The following is a 12,893-nucleotide window of genomic DNA, read 5'->3' as shown; positions in this document are numbered from 1 at the left end:
CCTGCCCCCGATTCGCGTCACGTGTTATTCGGTTTCCAGATCGATATCGATACCGAGCGAACGGATTTCTTTGATCAACACGTTGAAAGACTCGGGCATGCCCGGCTCCATACGGTGATCGCCGTCCACGATGTTTTTGTACATCTTGGTACGACCGTTCACATCGTCCGACTTCACTGTGAGCATTTCTTGCAGAGTGTACGCCGCGCCGTATGCTTCCAGCGCCCACACTTCCATCTCCCCGAAACGCTGACCACCGAACTGTGCCTTACCACCCAGCGGCTGCTGGGTAACCAGGCTGTACGAACCAGTGGAACGCGCGTGCATCTTGTCGTCCACCAAGTGGTTCAGCTTCAGCATGTACATGTAGCCGACCGTTACCGGGCGCTCAAACTTGTTGCCAGTACGACCGTCAAACAGCTGCATCTGGCCGCTTTCCGGCATATCTGCCAGTTTGAGCATTGCCTTGATTTCGCTTTCTTTAGCACCGTCGAACACCGGAGTAGCCATCGGCACGCCGTTGCGAAGGTTCTTCGCGAGATCGAGGATCTCCTTGTCGGAGAGGTCTTCCAGACTTTCCTGGCGACCACCGATCTCGTTGTAGATCTCGTTCAGGAACTTGCGCAGCTCAACTACTTTACGCTGCTCTTCGAGCATGCGGTTGATCTTCTCGCCCAGACCTTTGGCTGCGAGGCCAAGGTGAGTTTCGAGAATCTGACCCACGTTCATACGCGAAGGTACACCGAGCGGGTTGAGGACGATGTCCACCGGCGTGCCATTGGCATCGTGCGGCATGTCTTCAACCGGCATGATCACGGAGACCACACCTTTGTTACCGTGACGACCGGCCATCTTGTCGCCCGGCTGGATGCGACGACGGATTGCCAGGTAAACCTTGACGATTTTCAGCACGCCTGGAGCCAGGTCATCGCCCTGCTGCAGTTTGCGCTTCTTGTCTTCGAACTTGTCATCCAGAAGACGACGACGATCAACGATGTAAGCCTGCGCTTTCTCAAGCTGCTCGTTCAGAGCGTCTTCAGCCATGCGCAGCTTGAACCACTGACCATGCTCAAGACCGTCGAGCACTTCGTTGGTGATTTCCTGACCTTTCTTGAGGCCGGCACCGCCTTCTGCTACACGACCCACCAGCGCAGAGCGCAGACGTTCGAAAGTAGCGCCTTCGACAATACGGAACTCTTCGTTCAGATCCTTGCGGATCTCGTCGAGTTGCGACTTCTCGATGGACAGGGCACGTGCATCACGCTCAACACCATCACGGGTGAAGACCTGAACGTCAATGACAGTTCCTTTGGTGCCGGTCGGCACACGCAAGGAGGTGTCTTTAACGTCGCTGGCCTTCTCGCCGAAGATCGCGCGCAACAGTTTTTCTTCCGGCGTCAGCTGGGTCTCGCCTTTCGGAGTGACCTTGCCTACCAGGATGTCGCCAGCGCCGACTTCGGCACCTACATAAACGATACCGGCTTCGTCCAGCTTGTTCAGAGCAGCTTCACCCACGTTCGGGATGTCAGCTGTGATTTCTTCAGGCCCAAGCTTGGTGTCACGCGCCACACAGGTCAGTTCCTGAATGTGGATCGTGGTGAAGCGATCTTCCTGAACGACACGCTCGGAAAGACAGATGGAGTCTTCGAAGTTGAAACCGTTCCAGGCCATGAACGCGATGCGCATGTTCTGACCCAGTGCCAGCTCACCCATGTCGGTGGACGGGCCGTCGGCCATGATGTCGCTACGCTGAACACGGTCACCCTTGCTGACCAGCGGACGCTGGTTGATGCAGGTGTTCTGGTTCGAACGGGTGTACTTGGTCAGGTTGTAGATATCTACACCTGCCTCACCTGTTTCAACTTCGTCATCAGCAACGCGAACCACGATACGGCTGGCGTCAACCGAGTCGATCACACCACCACGACGAGCCACGACACAAACGCCGGAGTCACGGGCAACGTTGCGCTCCATGCCGGTACCTACCAGCGGCTTGTCGGCACGCAGCGTAGGTACAGCCTGACGCTGCATGTTCGAACCCATCAACGCACGGTTGGCGTCGTCGTGCTCGAGGAACGGGATCAACGAGGCCGCTACCGAGACAACCTGCTTGGGCGAAACGTCCATCAGGGTGACGTCGGCTGGCGCCTTGACGGTGAATTCGTTCAAGTGACGCACAGCAACCAGCTCGTCGATCAGCTCTTGCTTGTCGTTCATTGCGGCCGAGGCCTGGGCAATGACGTGGTCAGCTTCTTCGATCGCCGAAAGGAATACGATTTCGTCGGTTACCAGACCTTCCTTCACAACACGGTACGGGCTCTCGAGGAAACCATACTGGTTGGTGCGGGCATAGGCCGCCAGGGAGTTGATCAGGCCGATGTTCGGACCTTCCGGCGTTTCGATCGGGCACACGCGACCGTAGTGAGTCGGGTGAACGTCTCGAACTTCAAAGCCGGCGCGCTCACGGGTCAGACCGCCAGGGCCGAGTGCCGAAACACGACGCTTGTGAGTAATCTCGGAAAGCGGGTTGTTCTGGTCCATGAACTGGGAAAGCTGGCTGGAACCGAAGAACTCTTTGACCGCTGCCGCAACAGGCTTGGCATTGATCAGGTCCTGAGGCATCAGGCCTTCGCTTTCTGCCATGGACAGACGTTCTTTAACAGCGCGCTCGACGCGGACCAGACCTACACGGAACTGGTTCTCGGCCATCTCGCCTACGCAGCGAACACGACGGTTACCGAGGTGGTCGATGTCATCGACGATGCCTTTGCCGTTACGGATATCCACGAGGGTCTTGAGAACCGCGACGATATCTTCCTTGCACAACACGCCCGAACCTTCGATTTCGGTACGACCGATACGACGGTTGAACTTCATCCGACCGACAGCAGACAGGTCATAACGCTCAGGACTGAAGAACAGGTTGTTGAACAGGGTTTCAGCAGCATCCTTGGTCGGTGGCTCACCAGGACGCATCATGCGATAGATCTCGACCAGCGCTTCCAGTTGGTTGCTGGTGGAGTCGATCTTCAACGTATCGGAAACGAATGGACCGCAATCGATATCGTTGGTGTACAGCGTTTCGATGCGAACAACCTGAGCCTTGGCGATCTTGCCAAGGATTTCGGTGTTCAGCTCGGTGTTGCACTCGGCAATGATCTCACCTGTTGCCGGATGCACGATGACCTTGGCAGTCGTACGACCCAGGACGTAGTCCAGGGGTACTTCCAGCTCTTTGATCCCGGCTTTTTCCAGCTGATTGATGTGACGAGCAGTGATACGACGACCCTGCTCGACAATGACCTTGCCCTTGTCGTCCAGAATATCCAGAACGGCAATTTCACCACGCAGGCGCTGAGGCACCAGTTCCAGGTTCAGGTTTTCGCCGCGAACATGGAATACGTTGGTGGTATAGAAAGCATCGAGTACTTGCTCGGTGGTGTAACCCAGCGCGCGCAGAAGTACGGACGCAGGCAGCTTGCGACGACGGTCGATACGGACGAATACGCAGTCTTTCGGATCGAACTCGAAGTCCAGCCACGAACCGCGGTAAGGAATGATACGAGCGGAGTAAAGCAGCTTGCCGGAGCTGTGCGTCTTGCCACGGTCGTGGTCGAAGAATACGCCTGGCGAACGGTGAAGCTGAGACACGATAACGCGCTCGGTGCCATTGATTACAAAGGTACCGTTTTCAGTCATCAGGGGGATTTCACCCATGTAGACTTCTTGCTCTTTGATGTCCTTGATCGCTTTGTTCGACGATTCTTTGTCGAAAATGATCAGACGGACCTTGACCCGCAGAGGTACTGCGTAAGTCACACCGCGCAGCACGCATTCCTTGACATCAAATGCCGGTTCGCCCAAGCGATAACCTACATACTCCAGCGCAGCATTGCCGGAGTAGCTGATGATCGGGAAAACGGATTTGAAGGCTGCATGCAGACCGACGTCGCGGAACTGATCTTTGGTCGCTCCCGCCTGCAGGAATTCGCGATACGAATCCAGCTGGATGGCCAAGAGATACGGCACATCCATTACGTCCGGCAACTTGCTAAAGTCCTTGCGGATACGTTTTTTCTCAGTATATGAGTAAGCCATCAGCGTTCCCCAGCTTGGTCACCTGCTTGTTTGGCTCCCTCCCGACGGAAGCAGCCAGAAAATCTTGCAAACCCCTTGGTTTGCGCCACCGCCATCGGTGGATACCGCACGTTACAGACGTTGACAGCGCCAATCATCTATAACGGAAAAAGGCCGGTGGCAAAAGCCACCAGCCATCAGCCTTTCGCTAAACGCGTGGGCTGGACACTCAAAGTCGATGCTTATTTCAGCTCGACTTTAGCGCCTGCTTCTTCCAGGGTAGCTTTTGCTTTGTCAGCTGCGTCTTTGGCAACAGCTTCCAGAACGATGCCTGGCGCGCCGTCAACGACTGCCTTGGCTTCTTTCAGGCCCAGACCGGTCAGCTCACGTACAGCCTTGATCACGTTAACTTTCTTCTCGCCAGCTTCCAGCAGCATGACGTTGAATTCAGTTTGTTCTTCAACAACAGCTGCAGCAACAGCTGGGCCAGCAGAGCCAGCAGCAGCAGTAACGCCGAACTTCTCTTCGAAAGCCTTGATCAGCTCTACAACTTGCAGAACGGACATTTCAGCTACGGCGTTAAGGATATCGTCTTGAGAGATGGACATGACTCAATTTCCTGAATTGGGGGACGGCCTACGCGACCATCAAAATAAACAAAAATACGCGAAAAGATTTGCCTCAGCCTTAAGCTGCAGCTGCTTCTTTTTGGTCGCGAACAGCCGCCAGAGTACGAGCCAACTTGCTGGTAGCGCCTTGAATCACGCTCATCAGCTGAGAAATTGCTTCGTTACGGGTCGGCAGGCTTGCCAGTACATCGATCTGATTAGCTGCGAGGAACTTGCCCTCGAACGCAGCTGCCTTGATCTCGAACTTGTCCTGACCTTTAGCGAATTCCTTGAACAGACGGGCAGCAGCGCCAGGATGTTCGTTGGAGAACGCGATCAAGGTCGGGCCGGTGAACACGTCATTGAGGACACTGAATTCAGTGTCAGCAACAGCGCGCTTGAGCAGGGTGTTACGTACAACACGTACGTAAACGCCAGCTTCACGAGCCTCTTTACGGAGTCCGGTCATTGCGCCAACCGTCACACCACGGGCATCAGCCACGACAGCGGACAGACCAGCTTTGGCAGCCTCGTTGACTTCAGCGACGATGGCCTTCTTGTCTTCGAGTTTAATTGCCACGGGTTTAACTCCTGCTTGTTACCGTTTCATCCGACCGAAGCCAGATGTCGTTTTGGTGTCTGATTCGGTAAGGAACCGGGAGCACCATCTGCGTAGGCTTGAGGTTTAAGACTTGCGTCGCCTACGGTCTTGGATAGCCCCCGCCAGGCAGGGACCCCAATCTTTCAAACGGCACGGAAAACCATGCCGTTTTGTCTTACGCTTCCAGCGAACCTTGGTCGATGACCAGGCCAGGACCCATGGTGGTGCTCAGGGTAATGCGCTTGACGTAAATACCTTTCGAGGAAGCTGGCTTGATACGCTTCAGATCAGCGATCAGGGCTTCAACGTTTTCCTTCAGCTTGACGGCGTCGAAGCCGACCTTGCCAACGGAAGTGTGGATGATGCCGTTTTTGTCGGTGCGATAACGAACCTGACCAGCCTTGGCATTCTTGACAGCGTTAGCCACGTCAGGAGTAACAGTGCCGACTTTAGGGTTAGGCATCAGACCGCGGGGACCGAGAATCTGACCCAACTGACCTACAACACGCATCGCATCAGGAGAAGCGATAACGACGTCATAGTTCAGATCGCCTGCTTTCATTTCAGCAGCCAGATCGTCCATACCAACGCGATCAGCGCCAGCAGCCAGAGCAGCTTCAGCAGCAGGGCCCTGAGTGAAAACTGCAACGCGTACAGTTTTACCGGTGCCGTGCGGCAGTACGGTAGCGCTACGAACAACCTGGTCGGATTTACGAGGATCAACACCCAGATTGACAGCAACGTCTACAGACTCGCTGAACTTGACAGTCGACAGCTCAGCCAACAGAGCAGCAGCGTCTACAAAGTTGTAGGACTTGCCAGCTTCGATTTTGCTGGCGATTGCCTTTTGACGCTTGGTCAGCTTAGCCATTACACACCCTCCACGTTAAGGCCCATGCTACGAGCGGAACCGGCGATGGTACGCACGGCCGCTTCCATGTCAGCAGCAGTCAGATCCGCATTTTTCGCTTTAGCGATATCTTCCAGCTGAGCACGAGTCACGGTGCCAACTTTAACGGTGTTCGGGCGAGCCGAGCCGCTGGTCAAGCCTGCAGCTTTCTTCAGCAGAACCGAAGCAGGGGTACTTTTTGTTTCGAAAGTGAAGCTACGGTCGCTGTATACAGTGATGATCACTGGAGTCGGCAAGCCTGGCTCAATACCCTGAGTACGGGCGTTGAACGCTTTGCAGAATTCCATGATGTTCACACCGTGCTGACCCAGAGCAGGACCAACTGGCGGGCTAGGGTTAGCCTGAGCGGCTTTCACTTGCAGCTTGATGTATGCGGTTATCTTCTTGGCCATGAGGCACTCCAATTACGGGTTCAAGCGCCAATAAAGGCTCCCCGGTTACTTACGCGTATATCCCAGTGACGAAAAAACCCCACAGCCTTGGGCTGCGGGGTATGGGATTGCAGCTCAACTATGCCTTTTCGACCTGGCTGAACTCTAGCTCTACCGGAGTAGAGCGTCCGAAAATGAGCACCGCCACTTGGATACGGCTCTTTTCGTAGTTAACTTCTTCGACCGTGCCGTTAAAATCAGCGAACGGACCATCAGTGACACGAACAACCTCACCCGGCTCGAACAATGTTTTTGGCTTCGGCTTATCGCTACCGTCAGCAACACGACGCAGAATAGCTTCTGCTTCCTTGTCAGTGATCGGAGCTGGCTTATCGGCAGTACCGCCGATGAAGCCCATGACACGTGGAGTATCCTTGACCAAGTGCCAAGTACCCTCATTCATGTCCATCTGAACAAGCACATAACCAGGGAAGAATTTACGTTCGCTTTTGCGTTTCTGGCCATTACGCATTTCAACCACTTCTTCAGTGGGAACCAGAATTTCGCCGAAGCCATCTTCCATGCCTGCCAGCTTCACACGCTCGACCAACGAGCGCATGACATGCTTCTCGTAACCCGAGTAAGCATGCACTACGTACCAACGCTTAGCCACGGGACACCCTTAGCCAACTATCAAGGAAACAAGCCAGCCGAGCAGGGAATCTAGCCCCCACAACAGCAACGCCATAACCAACACAACCGCCACAACAATCAGAGTGGTTTGAGTGGTTTCTTGGCGAGTAGGCCAAACGACTTTACGAATCTCAGCGCGCGCTTCTTTCGCCAAAACGAAAAAAGCCTTACCTTTGCCAGTCTGCAGCGCTACGAAAGCGGCGACAGCAGCAATAACAAGGAGAGCGAGAACACGGTACAGGATCGGCTCAGCAGAATAATACTGATTACCGACAACACCCACGACAACCAAAACGACTACCAGGAGCCACTTCAGCAAATCAAAGCGAGAGTCTGATGCTTCAGCCTTGGGATTCATCTACGGAGATCCTGTGAAAAGAAAGCCAGATTACATCTAGGAAATCTGGCAGGTCAGGAGGGAATCGAACCCCCAACCTACGGTTTTGGAGACCGTCGCTCTGCCAATTGAGCTACTGACCTAAAAGCAAAATCAGGCCGACCATTATGCGGACCTGACGAGAGTTTTTCAACACCTTATTCAGAATACCCCTGCCCCAAAAGCAGAATCCAAACAAGGCATCAGGCGGATCAAGCACAGCCAACCCACCTAAAACAAAGGCAGATATTTTCATATCTGCCTTTAGCAATGGAGCTCTTGAGCGGATTTGAACCGCTGACCTCACCCTTACCAAGGGTGTGCTCTACCAACTGAGCTACAAGAGCAAAACACAATGCATAAGCTGCAAGCTTGGAGCGGGTAGCGGGAATCGAACCCGCATCATCAGCTTGGAAGGCTGAGGTTCTACCACTAAACTATACCCGCGCAATTTGCAGCTTGCGCTAAATCTGGTGGAGGGGGAAGGATTCGAACCTTCGAAGTCGTAGACGTCAGATTTACAGTCTGATCCCTTTGGCCGCTCGGGAACCCCTCCTAAGCGAGGCAGCATTCTCAACTCATGCTACCCTTCTGTCAACCTTTTTCTCATTAAAAACCTGAGGTTACATGCGTTGACAACTTTCGCTACGTTGCGAGATTTTCAGCTCGCTGCGAAGCGGGCGCCATTCTATGCAAACTACTGACCCGTTGCAATGCCTTCGCACGACATTATTTGATTTTTTAATTGCGGAAAATCCTGGCTCATTTGAGCGATCAGACCAGGCTCCACAAGGCGGCGGCTTTCAGGCGCTATTTTCAGCCAGTAAGCCGTTACGCCATTTGCCTGCAGGGTCTGAAATTTCGACTGAATATCAAGACTGTTCAATCTCTGCTCGACCAGCCGAACATCTTCCTGTCGTGCAAAACCGCCGACATACAGGCAATTGGCATCGACTTCTTGTGACACACGCCCGGCACCGGACTCGCTCAGCAGACGGATATCCTGTTGCGGAGCTCGAGCAAGCGATAGGGGCATGATCTGCTTGGCCCTGAGCGGCGCCTCTTGCTGGTGCCAGATGTAATAGAAGCCGTTCAGCATCAACAGCAGTAGAAATAACCAACGCATAAAGACCTCAACGCAAAGGGCAAGCGAGAGCCAAGCCAACGAATATCAGATCAGGCACAACGCGGGCCCCAGGCAATACATCTGAAACCAGAGGAGCATCCCCTCCGGTCACGAAGAGAGTAAAGTCATCCCCCCAATACCCACGCGCTATTTCGATCTGGGTCAGAACAAAACCGCGAAGCATCAGCGAACATCCTCGTTCTACTGCTTCAGCCGTAGCGCGACCCGGTACCAGCTGCACGAGGGCCTTTTCAGCCTCTGTGTCGTTATACCTGATTCGCCGGGTATGGGTTCGCAGCTCGCTGCGCATCAACGGCATGCCAGGGCAAATGAATCCACCCAGGTGCTGGCCTTGCGCATCCACGAAATCCGACGTCACAGCGGTGCCAAGATCGATCACCAGGCATGCGTTACCAGCGATGGCATAAGCCCCTACAAAGGCGAGCCAGCGGTCCAGCCCAAGGCGCATATAATCATCATAGCCATTGGTGACCCCGGCAAGCTCGCGTGCAGGCAAAGCGCGCTCAGGAGAAATGGCCAGGGCATCAGTCAACGCAAAGACCAGCTCGTCCGTTTCTTCAGTACTGCGGACACTCACTAGCCGACAGCCAGTCAACACCACGCCGGTCAAATTACCCAACTGCTCCAGCAGCGCCTCGTCAGAGTCCACAACACCACCACTCACCACTGAAGTGTCGCGATTACTCATGACGCGCCATTTGATGAAGCTGTTGCCACAATCGAGTTCAAGAATCATCGCGCAACCTCAGACTCAGCTCACCACCGCTAAAGCTCTTTTCCACACCATCGATCTCTAACCGCAGCGCACCAAGCACGTCGACACCCAGAACGACACCCTCGACCGTCTGAACGCCGGAAAGCAAGGTGACAGCGGCACCCTGCCATAGATGGCCACGCTCCCAATCCTCACGAAAGACGGCGAAGCCTTTCTCACGATGTACGGTCAGGAGGGAGTCAAGACGGGCACTTATACGGGCTGCAACATCGTTGCGATCAGCAAGACGGCCAGTCTCAAGGCGAATGGATGTCCATGACTGATCCACCTCAGTGGAGGTCTGCATGTTCACGTTCACGCCTATGCCGATAATCACATGGCATACGTCTGCCGGATCACCGATAAGCTCCAGAAGAATACCGGCAATCTTCTGCTTGCCGACGAGCACATCGTTAGGCCATTTGAGGCCTGCACCCGATACTCCGAGATCGCGCAGCACATTCATCACCGCAAGGCCCACCAGCAAGCTGAGACCTTCCAGCTGACGCATTCCGCCATCAATGCGCAACACCAGGCTGTAATACAGATTTTCCGCGAAGGGGCTGACCCATTTTCTACCACGCCGCCCCCTGCCTGAGGTTTGCTGCTCGGCAAGTACCAGCAGCGGCATTGGCACACCGTCACCAATCAGCCTTGCAGCCTCTGCATTGGTGGAATCGATAGAATCATAAGTGCGCACGGACCAGCCAGCAGGAAGCCCGGACTGAGTGATGGCATCAGGATTTAAAAGAGAGACAGGTGTTGCTAGCCGATAACCACGGCCGCGCACCTTATGGAACTCAATCCCCAGTTCAGCTTCAAGCTGTTGAAGCTGCTTCCACACAGCGCTACGACTTACTCCGAGTACCTCACCCAGGACCTGTCCTGAATGAAACGCACCATCGGCAAGAAGCTTTAACAAGGTCAGCATTTAGAGTCGCCCGGCAATGAGGCACGCATCATAGCTATGCCGAAGCATGATGCATAGAAACGAAAATATGTTTTCCACGACCCAAAAACAAAAACCCTCAACGCGTGAGCGATGAGGGTTTTCGGAATTTAATCTTGACGATGACCTACTCTCACATGGGGAAACCCCACACTACCATCGGCGATACATCGTTTCACTGCTGAGTTCGGGATGGGATCAGGTGGTTCCAATGTTCTATGGTCGTCAAGAAATTCGGGTACCGAGTCGTGCCTTGCGGCGCGCTTCAGCAAATCGGGTATGTGACAGTCAGTCGTTCAGGTGTTGTTCGTGACCGCAAACCTTCGGTTCGTGTCATCTCCACAGTCACCGCAATCTGGCCTTTCGATCAAATTGCTTGGGTGTTATATGGTCAAGCCTCACGGGCAATTAGTATTGGTTAGCTCAACGCCTCACAGCGCTTACACACCCAACCTATCAACGTCGTAGTCTTCGACGGCCCTTCAGGGAACTCAAGGTTCCAGTGAGATCTCATCTTGAGGCAAGTTTCCCGCTTAGATGCTTTCAGCGGTTATCTTTTCCGAACATAGCTACCCGGCAATGCCACTGGCGTGACAACCGGAACACCAGAGGTTCGTCCACTCCGGTCCTCTCGTACTAGGAGCAGCCCCTCTCAAATCTCAAACGTCCACGGCAGATAGGGACCGAACTGTCTCACGACGTTCTAAACCCAGCTCGCGTACCACTTTAAATGGCGAACAGCCATACCCTTGGGACCGGCTTCAGCCCCAGGATGTGATGAGCCGACATCGAGGTGCCAAACACCGCCGTCGATATGAACTCTTGGGCGGTATCAGCCTGTTATCCCCGGAGTACCTTTTATCCGTTGAGCGATGGCCCTTCCATACAGAACCACCGGATCACTAAGACCTACTTTCGTACCTGCTCGACGTGTCTGTCTCGCAGTCAAGCGCGCTTTTGCCTTTATACTCTACGACCGATTTCCGACCGGTCTGAGCGCACCTTCGTACTCCTCCGTTACTCTTTAGGAGGAGACCGCCCCAGTCAAACTACCCACCATACACTGTCCTCGATCCGGATAACGGACCTGAGTTAGAACCTCAAAGTTGCCAGGGTGGTATTTCAAGGTTGGCTCCACGCAGACTGGCGTCCACGCTTCAAAGCCTCCCACCTATCCTACACAAGCAAATTCAAAGTCCAGTGCAAAGCTATAGTAAAGGTTCACGGGGTCTTTCCGTCTAGCCGCGGATACACTGCATCTTCACAGCGATTTCAATTTCACTGAGTCTCGGGTGGAGACAGCGCCGCCATCGTTACGCCATTCGTGCAGGTCGGAACTTACCCGACAAGGAATTTCGCTACCTTAGGACCGTTATAGTTACGGCCGCCGTTTACCGGGGCTTCGATCAAGAGCTTCGCTTGCGCTAACCCCATCAATTAACCTTCCGGCACCGGGCAGGCGTCACACCCTATACGTCCACTTTCGTGTTTGCAGAGTGCTGTGTTTTTAATAAACAGTCGCAGCGGCCTGGTATCTTCGACCGGCGTGGGCTTACGCAGTAAATGCTTCACCCTCACCGGCGCACCTTCTCCCGAAGTTACGGTGCCATTTTGCCTAGTTCCTTCACCCGAGTTCTCTCAAGCGCCTTGGTATTCTCTACCCAACCACCTGTGTCGGTTTGGGGTACGGTTCCTGGTTACCTGAAGCTTAGAAGCTTTTCTTGGAAGCATGGCATCAACCACTTCATGTTCTAAAAGAACACTCGTCATCAGCTCTCGGCCTTAAGATCCCGGATTTACCTAAGATCTCAGCCTACCACCTTAAACCTGGACTACCAACGCCAGGCTGGCCTAGCCTTCTCCGTCCCTCCATCGCAATAACCAGAAGTACAGGAATATTAACCTGTTTTCCATCGACTACGCTTTTCAGCCTCGCCTTAGGGACCGACTAACCCTGCGTCGATTAACGTTGCGCAGGAAACCTTGGTCTTTCGGCGTGGGTGTTTTTCACACCCATTGTCGTTACTCATGTCAGCATTCGCACTTCTGATACCTCCAGCAAGCTTCTCAACTCACCTTCACAGGCTTACAGAACGCTCCTCTACCGCATCATCATAAGATGATACCCGTAGCTTCGGTGCATGGTTTGAGCCCCGTTACATCTTCCGCGCAGGCCGACTCGACTAGTGAGCTATTACGCTTTCTTTAAAGGGTGGCTGCTTCTAAGCCAACCTCCTAGCTGTCTAAGCCTTCCCACATCGTTTCCCACTTAACCATGACTTTGGGACCTTAGCTGACGGTCTGGGTTGTTTCCCTTTTCACGACGGACGTTAGCACCCGCCGTGTGTCTCCCATGCTCGGCACTTGTAGGTATTCGGAGTTTGCATCGGTTTGGTAAGTCGGGATG

At 54.0% G+C, this 12,893-nt stretch carries 10 protein-coding genes, 4 tRNA genes and 2 rRNA genes (1 of these 16 cut by a window edge); all 16 read right to left on the bottom strand.

The window, feature by feature from the left end; all coding sequences use genetic code 11:
* Positions 1 to 24: 24 nt before the first annotated feature.
* Positions 25 to 4,098, bottom strand: coding sequence for a DNA-directed RNA polymerase subunit beta (gene rpoB, locus I9H07_RS02575; RefSeq protein ID WP_024672270.1), 4,074 nt, complete (start codon positions 4,096 to 4,098; stop codon positions 25 to 27).
* A gap of 221 nt (positions 4,099 to 4,319) precedes the next feature.
* Complete coding sequence (gene rplL, locus I9H07_RS02570) at positions 4,320 to 4,685, bottom strand: 50S ribosomal protein L7/L12 (RefSeq protein ID WP_024646113.1); 366 nt, start codon at positions 4,683 to 4,685, stop codon at positions 4,320 to 4,322.
* Between the two features lie 79 nt (positions 4,686 to 4,764).
* The gene (gene rplJ, locus I9H07_RS02565) at positions 4,765 to 5,265 is read right to left on the bottom strand and encodes a 50S ribosomal protein L10 (protein WP_002555498.1); all 501 of its coding nucleotides are present in this window, start codon (positions 5,263 to 5,265) and stop codon (positions 4,765 to 4,767) included.
* 196 nt (positions 5,266 to 5,461) lie between these two features.
* On the bottom strand, positions 5,462 to 6,157 hold the full coding sequence (gene rplA, locus I9H07_RS02560; RefSeq protein WP_007253317.1) for a 50S ribosomal protein L1: 696 nt from the start codon (positions 6,155 to 6,157) through the stop codon (positions 5,462 to 5,464).
* Positions 6,157 to 6,588 carry a 50S ribosomal protein L11 gene (gene rplK / locus I9H07_RS02555; protein ID WP_002555500.1) on the bottom strand — a complete coding sequence of 144 codons (432 nt, stop codon included), beginning with the start codon at positions 6,586 to 6,588 and terminating at the stop codon, positions 6,157 to 6,159. Before rplK ends, rplA begins: the two co-directional genes overlap by 1 nt.
* A 118-nt stretch (positions 6,589 to 6,706) precedes the next feature.
* On the bottom strand, positions 6,707 to 7,240 hold the full coding sequence (gene nusG, locus I9H07_RS02550; protein ID WP_003317113.1) for a transcription termination/antitermination protein NusG: 534 nt from the start codon (positions 7,238 to 7,240) through the stop codon (positions 6,707 to 6,709).
* A gap of 9 nt (positions 7,241 to 7,249) precedes the next feature.
* A complete protein-coding gene (secE, locus tag I9H07_RS02545; protein ID WP_024646112.1) occupies positions 7,250 to 7,618 on the bottom strand; it encodes a preprotein translocase subunit SecE in 369 nt (122 codons plus the stop codon).
* 46 nt (positions 7,619 to 7,664) lie between these two features.
* Positions 7,665 to 7,740 (bottom strand) — tRNA-Trp (locus I9H07_RS02540).
* Positions 7,741 to 7,907: 167 nt separating this feature from the next.
* Positions 7,908 to 7,983: transfer RNA gene (locus tag I9H07_RS02535), tRNA-Thr, on the bottom strand.
* A 26-nt stretch (positions 7,984 to 8,009) separates the two neighbouring features.
* Positions 8,010 to 8,083: transfer RNA gene (locus I9H07_RS02530), tRNA-Gly, on the bottom strand.
* Between the two features lie 24 nt (positions 8,084 to 8,107).
* A tRNA-Tyr gene (locus I9H07_RS02525) sits at positions 8,108 to 8,192 on the bottom strand.
* Positions 8,193 to 8,333: 141 nt separating this feature from the next.
* Positions 8,334 to 8,762 (bottom strand): hypothetical protein, encoded by a 429-nt coding sequence (locus tag I9H07_RS02520; protein WP_024672269.1) that lies wholly within the window; start codon positions 8,760 to 8,762, stop codon positions 8,334 to 8,336.
* A gap of 7 nt (positions 8,763 to 8,769) precedes the next feature.
* Positions 8,770 to 9,519, bottom strand: coding sequence for a pantothenate kinase (locus tag I9H07_RS02515; protein WP_058392163.1), 750 nt, complete (start codon positions 9,517 to 9,519; stop codon positions 8,770 to 8,772).
* Positions 9,509 to 10,468: a bifunctional biotin--[acetyl-CoA-carboxylase] ligase/biotin operon repressor BirA gene (birA, locus tag I9H07_RS02510; RefSeq protein ID WP_024672267.1), complete on the bottom strand. Its 960-nt coding sequence runs from the start codon at positions 10,466 to 10,468 to the stop codon at positions 9,509 to 9,511. Before birA ends, I9H07_RS02515 begins: the two co-directional genes overlap by 11 nt.
* A gap of 132 nt (positions 10,469 to 10,600) precedes the next feature.
* Positions 10,601 to 10,716 (bottom strand): 5S ribosomal RNA (gene rrf / locus I9H07_RS02505).
* A gap of 157 nt (positions 10,717 to 10,873) precedes the next feature.
* Positions 10,874 to 12,893, bottom strand: a 23S ribosomal RNA gene (locus I9H07_RS02500) (it continues 874 nt past the right edge of the window).

Origin of the sequence: Pseudomonas syringae (assembly GCF_023278085.1) — a bacterium.
GTDB classification, from domain to species: Bacteria; Pseudomonadota; Gammaproteobacteria; order Pseudomonadales; family Pseudomonadaceae; genus Aquipseudomonas; species Aquipseudomonas syringae_Q.
This window is presented reverse-complemented; position numbering and strand designations above follow the sequence as displayed.

Coding starts and splice junctions, on each gene's coding strand:
- rpoB (WP_024672270.1), bottom strand. CDS start 4,098: ATGGCTTACTCATATACTGAGAAAAAACGTATCCGCAAGGACTTTAGC.
- I9H07_RS02515 (WP_058392163.1), bottom strand. CDS start 9,519: ATGATTCTTGAACTCGATTGTGGCAACAGCTTCATCAAATGGCGCGTC.
- rplL (WP_024646113.1), bottom strand. CDS start 4,685: ATGTCCATCTCTCAAGACGATATCCTTAACGCCGTAGCTGAAATGTCC.
- rplA (WP_007253317.1), bottom strand. CDS start 6,157: ATGGCTAAGCTGACCAAGCGTCAAAAGGCAATCGCCAGCAAAATCGAA.
- rplK (WP_002555500.1), bottom strand. CDS start 6,588: ATGGCCAAGAAGATAACCGCATACATCAAGCTGCAAGTGAAAGCCGCT.
- I9H07_RS02520 (WP_024672269.1), bottom strand. CDS start 8,762: ATGCGTTGGTTATTTCTACTGCTGTTGATGCTGAACGGCTTCTATTAC.
- secE (WP_024646112.1), bottom strand. CDS start 7,618: ATGAATCCCAAGGCTGAAGCATCAGACTCTCGCTTTGATTTGCTGAAG.
- birA (WP_024672267.1), bottom strand. CDS start 10,468: ATGCTGACCTTGTTAAAGCTTCTTGCCGATGGTGCGTTTCATTCAGGA.